Here is a 20,210-nt window from a genome sequence, read left to right on the forward strand (position 1 = left end):
GCCACACCGGTGGGATAACCTGCCCCCCATATTTGTGGGGGGTTGTCCTTTAGCACTGGGGGGGGTTGGGGCAAAACCCTCCCCCCCGCCCCTGTTGTGGATAACTTGGTATTTCTCCAGGATTCAGTCTTATGGCGCAACCGGATCCAGGATGATCCGATCCTCAATCCGCTGGACCGTTACCGTATTGTCACCGATGTCCAGGAAGCCAATCAGTTCGGCTGCCATGTTCAGCGCTTCCGTGCTGTACAGGATCTGGGCACCATCACGAATGGTGAAGGCCATTTCAGTACCCTCTTCCGTTCGAATGTCATCTTCGCATGCCCCTTCTGTGTCGCCGTGGGCAAGGTGGGCCGCAACGGCGGACACACCCACCGTGATGGTGTGTTTGTTGGCAGGGTTTCCTGGCGGAACGTGGCAGACGACCGCGTCCTGGTAGACAGGAGCCTTGGCGAAAGCCGGACGGGCAAAATCGAAATTGATGAAGGCGAGCTTCTTGGATTTGTCACTCTTCTTTGACTTGTCCGATTTGTCACTCTTGTCTGACTTGTCCGACTTGTCACTCTTCTTTGATTTGTCCGACTTGTCGGATTTGGGCTCACAATCCTTCGCGGACTTCGCGGACTTTGCGGACTTCGCGGATTTGCCTGACTTATCGGATTTGGCGGACTTGTCCGACTTGTCCGACTTATCCGACTTCGCGGATTTGTCGCTCTTCTTGGATTTGCCGGACTTGTCCTCTTCACATTCGCCCTCACCGTCGTCGCCGTCGTCGTCATCATCGTCGTCGCCACTGTCCATGGCCGTCCGGAAGACAGCCGCCCCCATGATGGAGCCTCCGTCGCGGAGGACATGTATTGCTCCGGCGGGATTGTTCACGAGAACGAGTCCATTCCAACGGGCATTGTCCTCGATCACGAAATCCCCGGTTACATACAGAACACCATAGCCGACGAACGTATCCGACAGGGTCGCATCCCCGGCCACACGGACCAACTTGGGTGATGCCGGTGATCCCAGCGTCCCGGAATCAAACACTGTTGCCCCGGATGCCGTGATCAGAGACCCGCCCGAATAATTCAGGATGGCGGATTCCAGTGCATCCAGATCCATGAGCGTAGCGCCGGAGAGAATATCCAGTTCGCCACCTACGCCAACCACCTTGTCCGACGACGATTCGAACTGGACCGTGTTGAACACGCTCGACTTCGTAACCAGGATGGCATGTACATCCGGGCCGGACGCCCGGGTACCGTTCAGTTTGAGGTCCGTACCGGAAATGAGGTAGTCGTCCCGGAAGTCCAGGTCGGCGAATCCACCGTCCAGGGTCAGGGCATCCAGACGACGCGTACCACCGCGGGTGGCCGCACCCACAATCTTGTGCTCATAGCCCGAGTACTTGCCGATGGCCGTAATCACCACCGTATTGTCGTCGGCGTCCACAGCCGAAATATCGTACTTCGCACCCCGGTATTCGATATTGGATTCCGTACCGCGATAGCCTTCGAAGTCGCGCTTCACACGGCCGGTAATGACATTGTATGCCGAATGGGCGGCCTCGCGTGCCAACACGCGCGCTTCGTAATCGGCTTCGACGGCAGCCGTGTCGACCGCCGTGCGTTCCCGTCCCACAAACATGGCCGTAGCGGCCATCATGGAACCCAGAACGATCAATAGAACCGCTTTACCCACGGTAATCACCTGAGAATTTGTTGAGGAGTATCAGAAGTATCGTCGGCGTGTGTCCAAATGTTAAATTTCGACGGGTCGAGGGCGCGGTCGCTTGGGTCATGTGTCCAGGTTCATCGGGTTGATGGTCATGCCCCAGTGGCTCTCGAACAGGTAGGCATCCTCGCCCATCCCGAACGGGAAGGCGTTCACTACAACCACGCGCAGCAGACGCGCCGAGGCTACATCCGTCGTCGCGTTTCCCGCCGGATTGAGCATCGTAATCCGGAAATGCCTTATGCGGCTGCCTCCACCCCCCACGACAACGCCGCCTTCCAGCCGGTCCAGGCGATACAATTGGACGGTCTCACCGGCAATATTGATTTCCTCGGTTTCCGTGAGCCGGTACTCATACTCTGTATCGACCCCGGCCTCATTCTCGCGCCAGAAGACGAAGGAAGACGTCTCACCCGCCGCGTTGGTGGTGGCCGTCGTAATGGTTTCGTCCGTACCGTCGCCGATCAATCCCAATTCCTGTTCCAGTGTCGTGGCCAGGTCCAGGGTGATTTTCTTTGACGCATAGGCCACCGTCTGCTCGATGGCCGACCGTTGAGCCTGGAATTGCGTGGTCAGCACGATGAGGATGACCGCAGACGCAATCATGACCGACGATATGTGATCCAGAAGCAGCTGCATCAGTCGCTGAAAATGCGGCTGTGGGTGACCATGACCCGGGAAAAGTGGTCTTCCATGGCCTGGATTTCCACTTCTTTCTGGTCCGTTTCAATGGCGGACGGATTTCCCTCATCGTCCACCCACCGGACCGTGATGGCCAGATCGAAGGTCACGGTCCGCGAGCCCGACTCGAAGGAACGCTCGACGAGTGCGCTGTCCCAGGTCTCCAGGTCCTCGTAATCCGTGAGGAGGTCTATCCGCTCCATCTGGTCAATGGCCACGGCATTCGCCATCAACTCGAATTCCGAGTAGATCATTTCGTTGTATGACCCGAGCTTGGCGCTCATCTGATTGAAGGCAGCCATCGTCGCGATCATCATCGCCAGGAATGCAAGAAGACTTTGTGGCACGGCCGGAGTCGTGTTTCAGGTTCGGATTTCGTTATCAGTATCGGAGCACAATGCATATTTGTTAAGGCGAAGCTTAAATCGCGGACTGCGTTGGTCGATGCTCCAATCAACGTGCAGACAGCCCGGGGGCGAGGGTCATATTTGAGGGGGTATGCCCTTCGTCCCCTGTCTGCACCATCGGCCTCGTCAACGCCCCGTGCGTTGAACGAGGCTGAGTTTTTTCGTAGCGTGGGTGTGAACCTCCAATCGCCGGTCACTCCCATGCCCCACGCCGTTCACGACGCGCGTTCGTCGACATTGCTCGCTCTTCTGTCTGTCCTGTTCATTTCGATTCCAGCACAGGCGCAGTCAATCACCGCACCACCAGCTGTCGACGTGCGGATGTATGACATTGTCGATGCGGTTTCACCCGACCGGATCCTTGCCGACATCCAGACACTCGCAGGATTCGGGACGCGGAACACGTTTTCCGATACGCTCTCGGCTACGCGAGGCATAGGTGCGGCACGCCGATGGATTGCGTCGGAATTCGAGGCCATCGGGAGCGCCTGCGGCGGATGCCTCGAGGTCCGCACGCAGACCTCGCGGATTGAAGCCGGTTCGTCCTCCCGGGCCGTTCGGGACGTCGAGGTGGTGAACGTCCTGGCCATACAGCGCGGCTCCTTGCATCCTGACCGCTACGTCATCATGGCCGGGGACATTGATTCCCGCGCATCGAGCGCGACAGACGATTCCACCGATGCACCGGGCGCGAATGACAATGCCTCGGGCATGGCCGGGGTTCTGGAGGCGGCGCGTGTGCTGTCGGCCTACCGGTTTCCTGCCTCGATCGTCTACGTAGGCCTGTCCGGTGAGGAGCAGGGGCTCTGGGGCGGCGCGCACATGGCACAGGTCGCCGTGGATGCAGGATGGGATGTCATCGGTGTCCTGAACAATGACATGATCAGCAATATCGAGGGTATTGACGGCGTCATCGACAACCGTGCATTCCGCATTTTTTCGGAGCCGACACCCGTGACCGAGTCGGAACGGGACCGGAACCGGCGGCGATTCACCGGTGGAGAAGTGGATGGCGTCTCGCGCCAGCTGGCGAGGTACGTCCACCGAATGACACAAACCTACATGCCGGAAATGAATCCGGTCCTTATCTACCGACTGGACCGATTTGGCCGCGGCGGACACCACCGGCCGTTCAACGATGCCGGGTTCGCCGGCATCCGCATCATGGAGATGCATGAACACTACGATCGGCAGCACCAGGACATCCGAATGGAGGACGGCATTGCCTACGGGGATGTCGTCGAGGGGGTGAATGCCGACTACGCCGCCCGGCTGACGGCCGTGAACGCCATCACGCTGGCCGGACTGGCTGCGGCGCCGCGGCAGCCGGGCGAAGTCCGGGTCCGCGGCGCCGTACAGCCCTCAACCACCCTGGAATGGCGTGCCGTGGACGACCCGCATCTCGCCGGATACCTGGTCCACTGGAGGGACACCACGGCGCCACAATGGCAATATTCCCGGTTTTTGGGGCCGGAAACGACCTCGTACACGCTCGAAGGCGTCGTCATTGACAACTACCTGTTCGGCGTATCGTCCGTCGGAAAGGACGGAAACCAGAGCGTGGTGGTGTTTCCCTGAGTCCAGGGCGTCTTGACCCCGATCCTGCTCAGAGCTTTACGTCGAACTCGCCGTTGGAGACCTGGATCTGGTCGCCATTGTTGTTGCGACCCGTGAAGGAGAACGTACCGACGGCCCGATTGTCGCTCAGTGTCGTGATGTTCAACGTGCCACTGAGCGCCGTGTAGCCGTCCAGGGCCGTCAGGGAACCCGTTGCCCAGACGCCGATGGCACCACCGATCCCGAAGCTGTGGGATCCGACCGAGGCGGCGTTGAGCGTGATGCTGAGTTGCTCGTTGCTGCCCGCCTGGGTGGCACCCAGATTACCGGTTATGCTGAGGACCCCGTTCTGCCAGGTCGTTACCACCAGGACCGCATCGAACGACTGACCGGCAACCGTGGCCTTGAGGGTACCGGCGCTGTCCAGACCGGTATCGCCGTCACCGTCACCACCGGAATCGCAGGCCGTCAGCGTCAGCGCAAAAAGGGCAACGAACAGGAATCGGAAAAAGGATGTGTATTGCATGGTTCAGGGAAGGTTTGGGAATGTGACACCTTGCCCCGCAACCTACTGGACGCAAAACACGCGGAACCTACCCTTCCACGGGTATTTTCTTGAGTACGATGATGGTAAAGTCATCCGACAGTACCGGAGCATGGTCCGTGAACGCCATGACTTCCCTGCGAAGCGTCTCCAGGATGTCCTTGGCGGTTTTCTCGCGGTTCGCGACGAGCAACGGCTCCAATCGCTCTTCGCCGTACTCCTCCCCTTCCGGACTCATGGCCTCCGTCACGCCGTCCGTGAACATGGCCAGGACATCGCCATCTTTCAACGTGACCGTCCCGGATTCATAGGGCATTCCGGCTATCACACCCAGCAGCAACCCGCCTTTCTCCAGCAATTCGAAACTGCCGTCGGCCCGTACGAGCGTTGGTGGGTTGTGACCGGCGTTCACATACACGAAGGATCCGTCCCGCGTGTCATAGATCCCGTGGAAATAGGTGATGAACTTGTCGTAGCCCGTATTCTCACAGATGACCCGGTTCATATGGGCCGTCGCCGTGGTCAGGTCCAGATCCAGGGGGCACAGGATCCGCAGACAGGCCTGCAGATTCGACATCAGGAGCGATGCCGGCACGCCCTTTCCGGTGACGTCCGCGATGGCGTACAACATCCGGTGCTCATCCAACTTGACCGCATCGAAATAATCCCCGGCCACGTGACGACTGGGCAACGCAAGGCTGTCGGTCTCCAGGCCCGAAACCGACGGCAGGGAACTCGGCTGCAGGCGCTCCTGGATGTCCCGTGCCAGCCGCATTTCCTCCTCCAGCCGCTCCTTTTCGATCTGTTCCTCCACCAGATAGGAGTTCTGGAGCGACACGAAGGCCAGATTGCCGAGAGCGTACAGGAATTCCACCTCATCAGGCTGGTAGTCCTGACCGGTCATCTTGGAGCCCAGACACAATATGGCCCCCGTCTTTCCCTTATGGCGGATAGGAAGGAGCAAGGTGAACCCCTTCTCGGCCAGGTCTGAAAACACGCCGGTTGCGTGCTCGCCCTCAAGCAGGATCATTTCCTTGAGCTCGCACAATTCCTGGATGACCTCGGGGGTGACATCCTTGCGGTTGATGCCTTTCGCGGTGACCACGTTCACACCTGAATCATCCTCGCCGTGATCGCCCACGGACCGGATGAGGAAAAGGTGCTTGTTGACCAGCATCTGCCCCATGAGGGCAAACGTCAGCAGTTTGACCAGCCGCGTCCGGTCCACCGTGGAGTTGAATTCCTGCGACAGGTCGAACAGCGTGTTCAACTGCTGGACCTTGGCATCCAGGTCCCGGTTCGCCAGCTTCAATTCCTCGACCATCAGCGAGTTGTGGATGGCCGCGGATGACATGTTCACGAGCGAAGCCATGAACTCCAGCTCCTGCTCGTCAAAGGCCTCACCCGTGAACTTCCCTCCGAGGCCGATAAGTCCGATTTCCCGATGCCCGAAGGCCACCGGAAAGACCAGGCGGATGTCCCTTTCGGCCAGTTCCACAGGCACGTCATCTCCCGTCATAACCCGGGTGACGTCCATGTCGGCAATCGCAACACGCGTACCTGCACCCAGCTTGGGCAATCCTTTGGAGGCACCCACCGAGTAGTTGGACTGGAGCGGATCGTAGAGCAGGGCTGCCCCCTTGGTGACCAACAATTTGCCCATGGCCGTCCGCAACAGGTTGCTCAATACGAACTCCAGGTCGAGCGAAGAGCTGAGCAATTGACTCGTCTCGTACAGGGCGCGAAGGTCGAAACGGTCGGTTCTGCTGGTATCATTCATGGTCGTCAAGATGGATCACTTCCGCTTTGTGTGCCCGCCCGTCATCCACATGGAGACGAACGCACGTTTTTACCTGGTGGAACCCCTGTCGTCCGGCCGCACCGGGATTCAGGAAAAGCATACCTCCCAGGCGACGTACGCGTTCTATCTGAAGTATATGACTGTGCCCGCATATGAACACATCCGGTGGTTCGTCTGCAAGCGCCTTTCCCATGCCGCGCTGCCAGGCACCGGGCCTTCCGGCAATGTGGGTCATCCATATACGTAGTCCTCCCAGCAACAAATGTTGGTGCTCGGGAGCCTCATGACGGATGTCCCACCCGTCCACGTTGCCATGGACCGCACGGACCGGCGCCAGGGTCCGGAGGGTATCGAGAATGTCGATCGTGCCCACGTCACCGGCATGCAGGATATAGTCTACATCGGCCAGGTAGGTGGCCAGATTCGGGTGGAACCATCCATGGGTGTCCGACAGGATGCCAATGATCATCGGAGCATGAACCGGACACCAATCCGGGCCCGCTTGCCCGGCCACTCACCCGATTCGGGTGCCCACTGCGTGAGCGGAAGACTCACATAAGGCATGAACACGTAGGACGGCCGGGCAATCTCGAGTCCTGAGCGCAGCAGGACCACTCCGCCCCGGTATCCGGTCGTGGTCCGGTTCCCGTCGTCGACCGTCCACTCCACCACATCGTACGAGCCCGTCTGCGCCAGGGCCAACAGGAACAGGTTGCTGCCGCCGGGATCGAACACCACGCGATAGCTGGTTGTCATGTGCAACTCCCAGCCGACGGCCCGGCCACGCAGCAGTTCGGTCACAGGTCCCGGGGGAATGGGTTCGAAGGCATTCTCGTCCACGAGCCCGGGCGGTACCGGCACCAATTCCTGGAACCCGACCTGCACCCTGCGCACGCCGATCCCGAAATCGGTGGACACTGTGGATGCCAATGGGGCGGCATAGAGGAAACCGAGGTCCATCTGCGGAAAACCACCCCGCGCATCGGACGACGGGTCGACGGCCAATCGGACGGCGTAATCCACCCCGTCCCGATGCCGGTGGTATTTGAGCATCAACCAGCTCAGATCCAGGGAACGTCCGGCCGCATTGCCCGATGCGTCAATGTAGGCACCCGCATCCAGGGCGCTGGCCAGGCGGTACTCGAAAAGCAGGTTCAGTCCGATGGGTTCGGCTCCGATTCCCGGACCGGAACCGCCGACGGCCTCATCGGCCTGCAGGAATCCCGGGGGGCGATACGTCAATTCCGCGGTAAGGGCATACGTGTCGTAGAACGTGCGACCGGCCGATTCGCCGCGATAGAACGGGTCGAACATCTGCACCGGACGCTGGGCCGTGGCCGTGTGGGTGGTGCCCACCAGCAGCAACAACAGCAGGATCCGGGTGCGTCCGCCCATCATGCCCCTCGCAGGTCCATGCTGGTATCGGGTGCCATGACACGGGTGTCATGGCCCGCTTCGCTGAATTCCCGCTCCCATGCCGCCAAGTCCACTTCGATGGGCGGAAAGGTGTTGTAGTGCACGGGAATGGTAATGCGGGGGTTCAACATGTCGGCGGCTCGGCGGGACCCTGGAATGCCCATCGTAAAACAATCTCCAATCGGAAGCAGGGCATAGTCAATGTCAAAATCCGTCCCCAGCCAGACCATTTCATGGAACGGGGAGGTATCCCCCGCCGCATACACGCACAGCCCCCCGGCTTCAATCATGAATCCGCCCGGATTGCCCCCATAGGTCCCGTCCGGAAACGAGGAACTGTGAAGCGCCCAGGTCATGGTTACGCGTCCCCAGGGAAAGGTCCAGGACCCTCCCGTGTTCATGCCGTGCACGTTCTCATGTCCGTGACGGGCGGTCAAATACTGCGTGATCTCGTAGTTGGCCACGACCAGGGCCCCTGTCCGGCGTGCGATGGCCGCTGTGTCGCCCCAATGGTCTCCATGGGCATGCGTAAGCAGAATGACGTCCGGGTGCACGTCGTCCGGTGAACGATCCGTGTGCGGATTGTCGCCCAGGAAGGGGTCCACGAGCACCGTCGTCCCGTCCACCACGAGTTGGAATGCGGAATGTCCGAAATACGTGAGGGTCATCTGGCTACCACCATCCTGTGCGTCTGCGTTCGTCCGTCTACTTCCATGTGGGCAAAATACGTCCCACTGGGCAGATCGTCCGGAATGAACATGGTTTCGTGCGTTCCGACCGGCCGATTGCCGTCAAGCAGCACACGGACCAACTGCCCCGAAAGATCCCAGACGGAAATTCGGATGTACGCCGGTCGGTCGACGGCATAGGTGATGATGGTTCGCTCCCGGAACGGATTCGGATAGTTCCCGGTGATGCGTGCGGGCAGTGCCGTTTCCGGCTGCTCCACGCCGGCACCGATCTTGATGGCGGCCGAGACCACATCGGCCCCGTTGGCGTGGAGTTGGCGGATGCGGTAATACCGTATACCGGACTCCGGGCGGTCCGCCTGCCAGGACACGACATCTGTGTTGGCCACGACGCCACCGTCCATCCGCGCGACGGCTTCGAATTCCCCATCCAATCCGGACCGCTCCACGATGAACGTCCGGACACCGGGCTCACCCGGTTGCCATGTCAGCGTCATGCCCGTTTCACGGAAGCTGACCTGGATGTCACGGGGTGGACGAAACAGCATGAGGTCGGACCGCACGGTCCGCTGGCCGGAGGATTCAAAGGACTCCACGAGGAGCGGCGAATCCACCAGCGTCGTCGAATGCTGACGCATGCGGGAACGGACCTGACCCGGTGTCCAACTCCTGTCCCACAGCCGGACTTCGTCGAGTGCGCCGGTGAACGCGCCTCCCAACGAAACGGGCGCCCGGAACGCCTTGGTGCCTGCCGGCAGGCGACGCGCGAGCAGCGAATCGGCAGCAGCCCCGTCAATCATCAAGGTCCACCACTTCCCCGAAACCACGGCCACATGATGCCAGGTGCCATCCGCAACCGGTCCGGGGCTCCGCAGCGAGACATGCTCCCGCCCGTTGCCCCGATAGGCGACAACGTGTCCGGATGCGTCCACGGTGACCTCGAAGGGATACGGATCCGATTCGCGTCCCGTCCATGATGTGGCTACGACCTGGTCCGTGGAGCCGGTTCGCATCCAGAACTCCAGGGTGTGATGTTCCGGGATGGACTGCCCTTCACGAACGATGCCGTTGGACGGCGTTTTGGAATCGAAAACGCCATGCCTGAACGGGGAGCGGAGAGCCGGCCGACTTTCCGGGAGCGCAAGTCGCACGGGTGCGCCGCGTACGATTCGGCGGTCTTCCTCGGCGTATTGGACCGGTCGGATGAACAGCGTCGCATCCCGGACCGCCTCCGTGGCCGTCACCGTTACAGCCACATTCCGGAGACCCGACGCATCCATCATCCAAGCCTGATCCTCGACCGAAATGCGCGCATGGGCCCACCCGGCATATGTCCTGTATCGGACGGTATTCACGCGGTACGCCGAAGAGGATTCAATGACCAGGCCGTCGGCCTCCACCTGCACGTACAATACGACCGGTTGACCGATCGCAACGGCCTTGGGGACGTGTACGACACGGACCTGCGCGGCCGACGGAACCGCCACGAGCGCGACGAGAACCATCTGACACACCGCGAGTCGGGTGTGCGATATGATAGACTTGATGACCATGGGCAAATGGACACTGCAAGGTATTCGACTGGACGGGCCGAGTCAAGCAATGTACTTTGGTCCAGGCACCCATTGGTGCGCCTCGTGACACCATTCAGGACAGCGAACACCTCATACCCCACACCCTGCCGCCATGCACGTTCTGGTTACCGGAGCCTCCGGCTTCATCGGAAAATATGTCCTCAACGCGCTCGTCGAGCGCGGTCATACCGTACGGGGCCTGTCCCGCTCGCGTCCCGAAGAAACGGCAGCGTGGCCCACCATGGAATGGACGCACGGTGACGTGCTGCAACCCGGATCGCTCGGTGACGCCATGAAGGGTGTCCATGCCGTCGTCCATCTGGTCGGGATCATCGATGAGAAGCCATCCAAAGGCATCACGTTCGATGCCGTCCACCGGAAGGGTACGGAAAACGTCGTGCAGGCTGCCCGAAGTGCAGGCGTCAACGCGTTTGTCCAGATGAGCGCCAACGGAGCTCGGCCGGATGGCGTATCGGAGTACCAGACCAGCAAGTGGCACGCCGAGCAGACGGTGGCCGCCGCCGGATTCGCCCACTGGGTAATCCTGCGGCCTTCCCTGGTCTTTGGACGGCCGGAGCCGGGCCAGGAGGAGTTTTGTACTCGTCTGGCGTCCACGCTGCTGCGTCCGTTCCCGGTCTGGCCCATTTTCGGGGACGGGAAATACGAAATGCAGCCCGTCGCCGTCGAGAATGTGGCCCTGGCGTTCGCCCGTGCGGTCGACGAGCCCCGTGCCCACGGACGGACGTTCTGTGTGGCCGGACCCGAAGCCTTCGCTTATACCGAAATCCTGCGCCGGATGGCGGGCGGGGCGGGGTTGTCCGTCAAACCGATGATCCGCCAACCGGCCGCCCTCATGGAACCTCTTGTGACCCTGTTCGGCGGATGGGCGCTTCCCATCTCCATAGACCAGTTCCGCATGCTGTTGGAGGGGAATACCTGTGACCCGGCGGAATACGTGGACACGTTCGGGATTGAACCCGTACCGTTCACGCCGGAGACGCTTTCCTATCTGCGCGGCTGAGACGGCTCAGGGTTTTGGGGATCCGGTGGGGCGAACCAGCCCGGGTCGCTTCCGCAGAGCGTTTCAACACACCCATAAAAAGAAGAGAGGGCAGCGCCGTAGCGCCACCCTCTCTTTCCGGGGCGTGACAGCACGCCCGAATGCACATTCAGTCCTGGGGCCTGGTTACAGGTCCACCTGACGCTTCTTCAACAGGAAGAGACCGGACTCGATGCCCGTAACCACGAGCGTTCCGCTCTGGAAATACGGGTAGTTGCTCCAGGTACCGTTGAAGCCTGCCGTGTTGTCGTCGGCCTGGGGCGCGACGTCGAAGTAGGCCACTTCAACCGGATTCTCCGGGTCGCTGATGTCCAGCACACGCAGTCCCGAATTGTAATTGGACTGGTACATCAGATTGCCCTTGATGTACAGGTTGTGGTCGGAGGATCCGACGGTGCCCAGGTGTTCCTTGACGAGAACCGGTTCATCCAGGTCGGTGATGTCCCAGATCATGGTCCGCGTCTTGGACGTCGTGCCCTGCATTTCGTCCAACTCATCGTTCACGTAGTAGTACGCGAAATCCTCGGAAATCCAGCCCTGGTGCGTGTATCCCGCGTTGGGGTAGTCCCCCGTCGAGATGGCGACCGGGTTGCTCTTGTCCGTCACGTCGGCAATCGAAAGAGCCGTCTCGTTCGAACCGAAGCAGATTTCACGACCGGCGTAGTCCGAATCGGGACCGTTGTAGACCAGGCACTGCGCATCGTGGGAATAGCCTGTGCCTGCATTGCCCGTGCCTTCGTGACCGAAGCAACCGACGAACGTCGGATTCAGCGGATCCTGGATGTTGATCATGTGCAGGCCGCCTCCGCAGGTTTCGCCACCCGAGTTCACGCCAACGGCATAGGCGTAGCCGGTATCCTCATTGATGACAATGTTGTGGGCGCTGCCGATTTCACCGTAGTGGGCGTCGGCCTCGAACATCTGCGGTTCCGTGACGTCGCGCAGACGGGTGAGATCGAACACCTGCATGCCGTGCTGACCCGACCCGTCGGCCACGATGAAGGTGTGGTTGTTGTACACCTTCATGTCGCGCCAGGCCGCAGCATTCGCACCTTCGGTCATGGGCAGGTCACCCAGGTAGCGCGGGTTGTACGGATCGGTCACATCGACGAAGGACGTGCCGTTGTTGCGTCCTACGACAGCATACTCACGACCGGTCTCCGGGTCGGTCCAGCCCCAGACGTCGTTCATCCGGACGCCACGACCACCACCCAGGTCGGAAATGTTCAGGAAGGACAGCATGTCCACATCCTGGCACGGGAACTGGCTGGCCTCGCCATCCTCACAGCGGACTTCGCCACCGGTCATGGATTCGAACAGGTCCTTGTACGCGGTTTCGAGCGACTGCTCTACGACCCAGCCCTCTTCGTTCCAGGCCAGTACGTGTGCCGTGCCCAGCCCGTTGGATGCGCCGGCATTGCCGACGACGGCCAGACCTTCGCTCACGGCCATGGAGGTGCCACCCGTGGCATCGCCATCGGCCAGGAAGGAGGCGGACTCATAGCCGTTCTCACCACCCGAGTAGACGTAGACACTTCCTGCGCCACCGACCCACACATCCTGACCGACAATCTTGACGGCCGATCCAGTGCCCGGCTGGGCGACCGAAAACGGCAGCAGGAGTCCGGCCAGCTGGAAATTACCGGCCTGACCGCGGTAGACGGCCGCGCCGCCAATGCCACCCGCCAACTGCGGGGCGCCAACCACGACCATGCCGTCACGGGCATCCAGACCGAGTCCGAACTGCGAAGCGTCGAACACACCCGGGAATTTGCCCAGCGTGCCGTGGGCCACGAACGCATCCTGGTCGGCATGATAATAGAACACGTACACGTCGCCGTTGTTGTCATCGCCGGCCATGGGGGCGGCAACCAGGACGTTACCGTCCGAAGCGGCAACGGACAGTCCGAAGAAGCCTTGCTCCGGACGCCCTTCCGGGGCCAACTTCGTGTGCTGGGCCCACATGCCGTCGGCACCGCGACGGAACACGTAGGCTGCGCCCAACTGACCGTCGGCACCGGCCGCACCCACGACGAGCCAATCGCCGTCCAGCGCAATGGTCCGCCCGAATGAGTCGCCTTCCTGCGTGTCGTCACCGAGCAATTTCTGGGATTCGACCCACGCACCGTTGTTGTTCTTCTGGAAGATGTAGACGCCACCCGTGGAGTTGTCCATGAGCGTGGCGCCGACGGCCAACGTACGTCCGTCGGCAGCCAGGGAGCGACCGAAGCGGTCGTCTTCGCCGTTGTTGTCCGAAGCGGCCACGAGCTCGGCCTGCATCCAGCTGCCGTCATCACCCTTGCGGAAGACATGGACGGACGAGTTGGTTGAATTCTGGCCACTCATGCCGACAATGACGTCGTCACCGGAGACGGCCACGGCCCCACCGAACTGCTGGGCGACGGCCGGCATGGCCATGACCAACAGCACTGCGAGTGCAGAAAAAGTTCTGAAAAAGGTATTCATGTCGTAAAAAAACGATGGTTTGCGATTCGATCGCCCGACGGGCGCTTCCGATTTGACGGTCCGATCCTGTTCACGGAGCACCGCCGGATTTGTTACACGGACAGCGTGTATAGCCATGCAATGCACACGGTTCCCCCGGCATGGGCGAAACCGCTTCAGTCGAGGCACGCGCGGGGATCGGACGATACGTAATAGGACTTGCGATTGACCGCCTGGGGATCGGTGCACCCCCGGAGCGGAAGCAAATCGATGCGCCGGATATCGAACGGCCATCCGCCCGAGCGGATGGCGATGCCCCCTCCGGCCAATAGCGTGCCGTCATCCATGCGTGGGCGTTCGTAGGCGAGCACGCGTACCCCGTCCACCCTGTGCTCCACGCGTTCGGCACCCAATACGGTGACTTCCAGCGTCACCCACTCGTCCCCGTGATGGGTCTCAGAGGCCGAGCTGACACATTCCCGTCCCACGGCCCGACCACTCATGTCCATTTGCGTACCGGGCGTGCACGCATTGCCCGTGGGACGATCGTTTTCGCCGTCGCCGCCCAGCAATTCCACTTCCATCCCGACGTTCTCACCATTCGCTCCTTCCGTGGAGTGGACCCACACCGAAGCCCGACGCACGTCCCGTTCGGGCCACGACGCCGGGTCCAGGTCCGTTTCCGGAAAGCGGTATTCCAAACGAAGCCGGTAGAACGACCATTCCCCGTCATGCGCGAGGAATCGTCCTGGATCCGGCGCAATGCCATCCGCAGGAGTCCCGGGCAGGAATCGGAGGAGACCATCATCCACGTCGACCAGATCACGGTCTCCGTTCCAACCCGACAGGCTGCGCCCGTCGAACAGGCGAACCCAGTCTTCCCGATCGGGATCGGGGTCCGACTCCGGACCACCGCATCCGGCCGTGGCCAGCAGCAGCGCTGCGACGGCCATGACCACCCTTCTCGTGTGCATCATTTCAGATAGCGCTCCTGGAGGATGTTCACATGATGCTGCGCGTGGCCGGCCATGATCCAGACCAAGGCCCGGACGGTGAACTCCACCCCGCTGGCCGTCCCGCGCAGGACCAGGTCCTCCTTGGTCATGCCCTTCAGCAAGGAGATGGACGATGCGCGGATATGAACAAACTCGTCCACGAGACCCGCCAGGGGCCGCGATGCGAAGTGCCCGCCCTCCACGTAGCGATTCTGATCCATGCCGGGGAGCGGACCGGCGTCACCGCGTGCGAAAGACAGCGCCCGGTAGCCGAACACGCGTTCGGTGTCGTTGATATGACCGAGCACTTCCCTGACTGTCCACTTTCCGGGGGCGTAGGCATGGTCGGCCCGGTCAATGCCGATGGAGTTGAACAACCGCTCGAAAACGGCATGTTGCACCTTGTACGTCTCCAACAGGGAGCCGTCCGGCACGGCCGCTACATAGCCTGCATAGTACGGGGCATACTCGGTTTCGTCGGGGCGGGTACGGAACGCGTCAGTCATGGTCGTCGGTTGATTGGACCTGCAATCTACGAAGTACGGCAACGGTCTCCACGGCCGCCAGCACGGCTTCCTCACCTTTGTTGCCGACCCGCCCTCCGGCGCGTTCCTGCGCCTGCTGCATGGTGTCGCATGTCAACACCCCGAACGAGACCGGAACGCCCGTCTCCACCGCCACGGCCTGCAGGGAATGCGCCACCGGACCCGCGACGAAATCGAAGTGCGGGGTCTCACCGCGGATGACCACACCCAGGCAGACGACGGCGTCCACCTGGCCCGACCGCGCCCAGCCAGCGGCTACGACCGGCAGTTCGTACGCGCCGGGAACGCGGGAAACAACGGGTTTCGGGGCGCCCAGGCGGCGGCACGCCGCCTCGGCGCCCGCAAGCAACGCATCGGTCACCTCGGCATTCCACCGGGCGGCCACGATGGCCAGGCGGATGCTCGCGGCCTGCATCGCATCGACATCATCTGGAAAAGAAGGGGCACCGTCAATCATCAATCAGCTCCGAATGGTGGGACAGTTTCCGGACCTTGGTGGCCAGGTATTTCTCGTTGTCCGGCCCGCGCACGGCACGCGAGGGGACGCGTTCTGCAATGGTAATCCCGCACGTATCCAGGTCAGCGATCTTGTCGGGATTGTTGGTGATGAGCCGGACCGCCGTGACCCCGACATCGCGCAGCATGGATGCCGCCAGGAAGTAGCGGCGTTCATCGGCCTCGAACCCGAGGCACTCGTTCGCCTCCACCGTGTCCATGCCTTGGTCCTGCAGGGCATAGGCGCGGATTTTGTTGGCCAGCCCAATGCCCCGACCTTCCTGCCGGAGGTAGATCAGGTGTCCATGCCCGGACGCGGCAATGGCGGCGAGTGCGGCCTCCAACTGCGCCCCGCAATCGCAGCGCGTGGACCCGAGGGCATCCCCGGTCAGGCACTCGGAATGGACGCGTACGAGCGGCAGGGCTGCGTCCGGAACGGCCCCCGATCCGTGCACCCGTCCATGCACGGTTTCCGGCGGCATGGACAGAAGCAGATGATCCAGGCCCCACGCATCCCGGTAGGCCCGGACGGCAAACCGGCCGTGCCGGGTGGGCAGCACCGATTCCGCGATGAAGCGGACGGCCCGGTCCGGGGAAGCGGGAGCCGGGGCGGGAAAAGCCTGAGCCGGAGCAGCTTCAGCTTCAGCTTCGACCTCGGCCAGCGCATTCACATCCACGTACGGCATGCCGTGTCGGTCGGCGAAGGCGCGCAGGGCGTCGCCACGAAGCATGGTACCGTCATCAGCCATGATTTCGCACAGGATGGCCGCCGGCGGCTGACCGGCCATGCGGGCCAGGGCCACGCCCGCTTCGGTGTGTCCCCTGCGGGCCGCCAGCCCACCGGGATGCGCACGCAAGGGAAACAGATGGCCCGGGGTCGTGACCGATGTGGCGTCGGCATCCGGGTCGGCCAGCACGCGAGCCGTGACCGCGCGGTCCGATGCCGAGATCCCGGTGGTCACGCCTGCGGCGGCCTCGACCGAAACCGTGAACGGACTGCTGTGCCCGGCCTGCCCACGGACCGGCACCAGCGGCAGGTCGAAGCGGTCCACGAGTTCGGGCGCCATGGCGATGCAAATGAGCCCGCGTGCCTCCGTGGCACACAGGTTCATGAGTTCGGGCGTTGCGTGCCCGGCAGCGAACACGATGTCCCCCTCGTTTTCGCGGTCCGCATCGTCGGCCACCACGATCGGGCGACCCGCCGCGAAGGCGGCGATGGCTGTGCGTACGGCATCGTTCAAGGCGGTATTCATTGGGATGTCCCCGTAAGCCTGTCCCATCCGTGTCTCAACCAGCGTTCCATATAGCGCCCCACAATGTCTGTTTCAATGTTGGCCCGGTACCCCACCGGTTGGGTGCCGAGCGTGACCATCTGCTGCGTGAAAGCAATCAACATGACCGAGAATCCGTCGTCCCGGGCATCGACCACCGTGAGCGACGTACCGTCAATGGCCACGTATCCCTTCGGCACGACGTACCGGACGTAGGCCGGATCCAGCCGGAATGACAACCGGAGGCTGTCCCCGTCGACCGTGCGTTCCACGAGTTCCGCCGTCGTTTCAATGTGCCCCTGGACCATGTGCCCCCCGAACCGGCCATCGGCGGCCATGGACCGCTCCAGATTCACGCGGTCGCCCGCACCCAGCGCTCCCAGATTCGTCCGACTGAGGGTCTCCGGTGCGAGTCCGGCGCGGAATCCGTCGGCGGACCGTTCCACGACCGTCAGGCAGACGCCATTCACGGCAATGCTGTCGCCCACGGATGCATCGGTCACCACGAGCGAACACGCCACGTCCAGCTGACCGCCGTCGAGGTGCCGCACCATTCCCGTCTCTTCCACAATTCCTGTAAACATGGTCAGGTCCTCCAATCCGAGATCGTTCCAGAAATGAGCACATCGTCACCAAGCACGTGCACGCGACGGTCCCGGAGGCGCGGCGCGAGCCCCAGTTGACGTGATCCCTCGCCTGCCACCGAGGCGGGGGCTCCCAGGCCACCAATCACCACCGGTGCCATATAGGCATGCCACTCGTCCACGCATCCGGCATCCAGGAACGCGCCCAGGACCGTCGGCCCACCTTCAACGAGAAGGGACTGGATACCCAAGCCCCCCAACACGTTGAGCGCATCATCCATGGATACGCGGGTATCGTCCGTCGAAGCACACAGGTGCACGGCGCAGCCCGCATCTTCCAGCGCCCGTCGCGTCGCGTCCGGCATGCGATTGGTCGTGAGCACGAGCGTGCCCGGTCCCACGAGCGTCGCGTCCAGGGGAATTCGCCCGGACCCATCAAGTACGACCCGCATGGGCTGATGAAGGGATCCTGGTGCTTGAGCGTGAGATGTTGCGTGGTCTCCAGCCCATCCACCTGAACGCCGCGCGGTCAATTGCGGATTGTCGGCCACCACCGTCCCGACGCCCACCAGGATGGCGTCCACCACGGCTCTGACCCCGTGTGCGTGCGCCCGCGCCTCGTCTCCGGTAATCCACTGGCTCTCCCCGGACGCAGTCGCCACCCGTCCGTCCAGACTGGTGGCCGTCTTCGCAATGACCCAGGGTCGTCCATGGCGCATGTGATGCGCAAAAAAGCGGATGATCCACGCAGCCTCCTCTCCGCATACACCGAACTCCACGGACACGCCGTGCCGTTTCAGATGCGCCGCACCACCCCCATCCACATGGGGATTGGGATCGCGGGTGCCCACGACCACGCGGGCAATACCGGCGTCGAGGATGGCCGTCGTGCAGGGGCCGGTCCGTCCGGTGTGATTGCAGGGTTCAAGCGTCACGTACAGGGTAGCGCCCCGGGCCGAATCCCCGGCTTCCTGCAGCGCAAGGACTTCCGCGTGGGCCTCACCAGCCCGCCTGTGCCAGCCCCGACCGATGACCGTCCCGTCCGGGTGCACGACCACGGCACCCACGGGCGGATTGGGACGGGTATGCCCCAGTCCGCGGGCGGCCAGCTCGAGCGCCTCGCGCATGTAGTCCGTATCGGTCATCATCAGAATGGATGACTCCGGGGCACATGCAGGCGCAGGCATGCGGCCACCATGGACCACACGCCCGACATCTTCTCCCATCCGGACTGTACCGTCGGCTTCGGCCTCTCACCGAATCAACCTTCAGGGGCCTGCGGACAGGCCCGGGAAGGGTCACGGGCTCGGAGCTGTTACACTCCATACCGTCGGTCGGGAATTTCACCCTGCCCCGAAGATGTGTCCGTGGCTAACCGGTTTTCCGGGGCCAGGTTCTCCACCACCCGGGATTCTGCTCTTGAATCTTCATCGAATGGCCGCCACCACAGCCATCCGACGGCGCGCACCACCAACCATGCGACAGCCGCCACCAGTACGTGGACGCCCTCGGCACGCATGAGCCGGAAGAAGTGCCGGTCGGCCTCGGATCGGCGCAAGCACACGCGCCGCCCACCACGACAGCGGAAGCATCCGCGGCTCCGGTACAGCCAGTCGTGGATGAGGGGCGCGGGAATGGACAGGTGGTACGGCGTGATCAGGAACCAGAACGGCCGGGGCACGGAAGCGAGGTCGAACGTGAACCCGGCGGGTATTTCCACGATGTGTGAACCCACGACGACCTGGTAGTCGGACACCAACGTCCAGCAACCGGTTCGGGGAGAAAACGTGACGGCAGGGCGGAGCATGGGCAGGCAATCGCGTTCGCATGGGCAGCGGGACCGCTCATCCTTCTAAACGCCACCGGCGCGCGCAACGCGACGTGCGCCGCGGGTCACCCAGCAAACACGCATGAAGCGCTTTCTCTTTTCGTGTCCATGCCTTAATTACTGGCAATCCCCCACCCACCAAATGGAGTTACTCCCATGTCCATGATGAAGGAGTTCAAGGAATTTGCCATGCGTGGCAACGTGGTCGACATGGCCATCGGCATCATCATCGGCGGCGCGTTCGGCAAGATCGTGTCCTCGTTCGTGGCCGATGTCATCATGCCCCCCATCGGCCTGCTCATTGGCGGCGTCGATTTCAGCGAGTTGGCTTATGTCCTGAAGGAAGCCACCGCCGAGGCGGAAGCCGTCACCATCAGCTATGGCGTCTTTGTGCAGTCAGTCATCGACTTCGTCATCATTGCCTTCGCCATTTTCATGGTGGTCAAGGGCATGAACCGCATGAAGAAGAAGGAAGAGGCCGCCCCGGAACCCGCCCCCGCCGCTCCTCCCGAGCCGAGCGCCGAGGAAAAGCTGCTCACCGAAATCCGGGACCTGCTCAAGAAAGACTGATGGGCCGCGCTTTGGCGCACGTG

19 protein-coding genes and 1 riboswitch are annotated in these 20,210 nt (G+C 62.2%); of the genes, 3 read left to right on the forward strand and 16 right to left on the reverse strand.

The features are described 5' to 3' along the window. Positions 1-129: 129 nt before the first annotated feature. The 3 genes from RIE53_12535 to RIE53_12545 all read right to left on the reverse strand — a co-directional run bounded on the left by RIE53_12535 (position 130) and on the right by RIE53_12545 (position 2,753). The gene (locus tag RIE53_12535) at positions 130-1,656 is read right to left on the reverse strand and encodes a hypothetical protein (GenBank protein MEQ9105509.1); all 1,527 of its coding nucleotides are present in this window, start codon (positions 1,654-1,656) and stop codon (positions 130-132) included. A gap of 132 nt (positions 1,657-1,788) precedes the next feature. Further along, complete coding sequence (locus tag RIE53_12540) at positions 1,789-2,364, reverse strand: hypothetical protein (GenBank protein MEQ9105510.1); 576 nt, start codon at positions 2,362-2,364, stop codon at positions 1,789-1,791. After that, positions 2,364-2,753, reverse strand: coding sequence for a hypothetical protein (locus RIE53_12545; protein MEQ9105511.1), 390 nt, complete (start codon positions 2,751-2,753; stop codon positions 2,364-2,366). The genes RIE53_12540 and RIE53_12545 overlap by 1 nt, the downstream gene beginning before the upstream one ends. A 261-nt stretch (positions 2,754-3,014) precedes the next feature. Between RIE53_12545 and RIE53_12550 the strand changes: the two genes are divergently transcribed. Next, positions 3,015-4,391, forward strand: coding sequence for a M28 family metallopeptidase (locus RIE53_12550; protein MEQ9105512.1), 1,377 nt, complete (start codon positions 3,015-3,017; stop codon positions 4,389-4,391). A 28-nt stretch (positions 4,392-4,419) separates the two neighbouring features. Here the strand turns inward: RIE53_12550 and RIE53_12555 are convergent, their stop codons facing one another. The 6 genes from RIE53_12555 to RIE53_12580 form a co-directional block, all read right to left on the reverse strand. Beyond that, positions 4,420-4,896, reverse strand: coding sequence for a DUF6252 family protein (locus tag RIE53_12555; protein ID MEQ9105513.1), 477 nt, complete (start codon positions 4,894-4,896; stop codon positions 4,420-4,422). 67 nt (positions 4,897-4,963) lie between these two features. Next, positions 4,964-6,694 (reverse strand): SpoIIE family protein phosphatase, encoded by a 1,731-nt coding sequence (locus RIE53_12560; GenBank protein ID MEQ9105514.1) that lies wholly within the window; start codon positions 6,692-6,694, stop codon positions 4,964-4,966. Then, positions 6,687-7,184 carry a metallophosphoesterase family protein gene (locus RIE53_12565; GenBank protein MEQ9105515.1) on the reverse strand — a complete coding sequence of 166 codons (498 nt, stop codon included), beginning with the start codon at positions 7,182-7,184 and terminating at the stop codon, positions 6,687-6,689. The genes RIE53_12560 and RIE53_12565 overlap by 8 nt, the downstream gene beginning before the upstream one ends. Further along, positions 7,181-8,113 carry a hypothetical protein gene (locus RIE53_12570; GenBank protein ID MEQ9105516.1) on the reverse strand — a complete coding sequence of 311 codons (933 nt, stop codon included), beginning with the start codon at positions 8,111-8,113 and terminating at the stop codon, positions 7,181-7,183. Before RIE53_12570 ends, RIE53_12565 begins: the two co-directional genes overlap by 4 nt. Then, positions 8,110-8,799 carry a metal-dependent hydrolase gene (locus RIE53_12575; GenBank protein MEQ9105517.1) on the reverse strand — a complete coding sequence of 230 codons (690 nt, stop codon included), beginning with the start codon at positions 8,797-8,799 and terminating at the stop codon, positions 8,110-8,112. Before RIE53_12575 ends, RIE53_12570 begins: the two co-directional genes overlap by 4 nt. Beyond that, on the reverse strand, positions 8,796-10,373 hold the full coding sequence (locus RIE53_12580) for a LamG-like jellyroll fold domain-containing protein (protein ID MEQ9105518.1): 1,578 nt from the start codon (positions 10,371-10,373) through the stop codon (positions 8,796-8,798). Before RIE53_12580 ends, RIE53_12575 begins: the two co-directional genes overlap by 4 nt. A gap of 133 nt (positions 10,374-10,506) precedes the next feature. Here RIE53_12580 and RIE53_12585 point away from each other — a divergent pair, with 133 nt between their 5' ends. Further along, entirely contained in the window at positions 10,507-11,415 is a 909-nt protein-coding gene (locus tag RIE53_12585) for a complex I NDUFA9 subunit family protein (protein MEQ9105519.1), read from the forward strand. A gap of 165 nt (positions 11,416-11,580) precedes the next feature. Here the strand turns inward: RIE53_12585 and RIE53_12590 are convergent, their stop codons facing one another. From RIE53_12590 to ribD, 7 genes are all read right to left on the reverse strand, one after another. Continuing rightward, on the reverse strand, positions 11,581-13,920 hold the full coding sequence (locus tag RIE53_12590) for a choice-of-anchor B family protein (protein MEQ9105520.1): 2,340 nt from the start codon (positions 13,918-13,920) through the stop codon (positions 11,581-11,583). A 155-nt stretch (positions 13,921-14,075) separates the two neighbouring features. Next, a complete protein-coding gene (locus RIE53_12595; GenBank protein ID MEQ9105521.1) occupies positions 14,076-14,852 on the reverse strand; it encodes a DUF1080 domain-containing protein in 777 nt (258 codons plus the stop codon). Positions 14,853-14,872: 20 nt separating this feature from the next. Continuing rightward, positions 14,873-15,400: a DinB family protein gene (locus RIE53_12600; protein ID MEQ9105522.1), complete on the reverse strand. Its 528-nt coding sequence runs from the start codon at positions 15,398-15,400 to the stop codon at positions 14,873-14,875. After that, the gene (ribH, locus tag RIE53_12605; protein ID MEQ9105523.1) at positions 15,393-15,896 is read right to left on the reverse strand and encodes a 6,7-dimethyl-8-ribityllumazine synthase; all 504 of its coding nucleotides are present in this window, start codon (positions 15,894-15,896) and stop codon (positions 15,393-15,395) included. The genes RIE53_12600 and ribH overlap by 8 nt, the downstream gene beginning before the upstream one ends. Beyond that, positions 15,889-17,175, reverse strand: coding sequence for a GTP cyclohydrolase II (gene ribA, locus RIE53_12610; protein ID MEQ9105524.1), 1,287 nt, complete (start codon positions 17,173-17,175; stop codon positions 15,889-15,891). Before ribA ends, ribH begins: the two co-directional genes overlap by 8 nt. Before the next feature lie 8 nt (positions 17,176-17,183). Further along, positions 17,184-17,789: a riboflavin synthase gene (gene ribE / locus RIE53_12615; protein MEQ9105525.1), complete on the reverse strand. Its 606-nt coding sequence runs from the start codon at positions 17,787-17,789 to the stop codon at positions 17,184-17,186. 2 nt (positions 17,790-17,791) lie between these two features. Beyond that, positions 17,792-18,976, reverse strand: a complete 1,185-nt coding sequence (ribD, locus tag RIE53_12620) for a bifunctional diaminohydroxyphosphoribosylaminopyrimidine deaminase/5-amino-6-(5-phosphoribosylamino)uracil reductase RibD (GenBank protein MEQ9105526.1) — start codon at positions 18,974-18,976, stop codon at positions 17,792-17,794. A gap of 23 nt (positions 18,977-18,999) precedes the next feature. Continuing rightward, positions 19,000-19,154: riboswitch (FMN riboswitch) on the reverse strand. Between the two features lie 619 nt (positions 19,155-19,773). On the opposite strand from ribD, the gene mscL reads away from it, so the two are divergent. Further along, entirely contained in the window at positions 19,774-20,187 is a 414-nt protein-coding gene (gene mscL, locus RIE53_12625; protein ID MEQ9105527.1) for a large-conductance mechanosensitive channel protein MscL, read from the forward strand. Positions 20,188-20,210 lie beyond the last annotated feature (23 nt).

This window comes from Rhodothermales bacterium (genome assembly GCA_040221055.1).
GTDB lineage: Bacteria > Bacteroidota > Rhodothermia > Rhodothermales > UBA10348 > 1-14-0-65-60-17.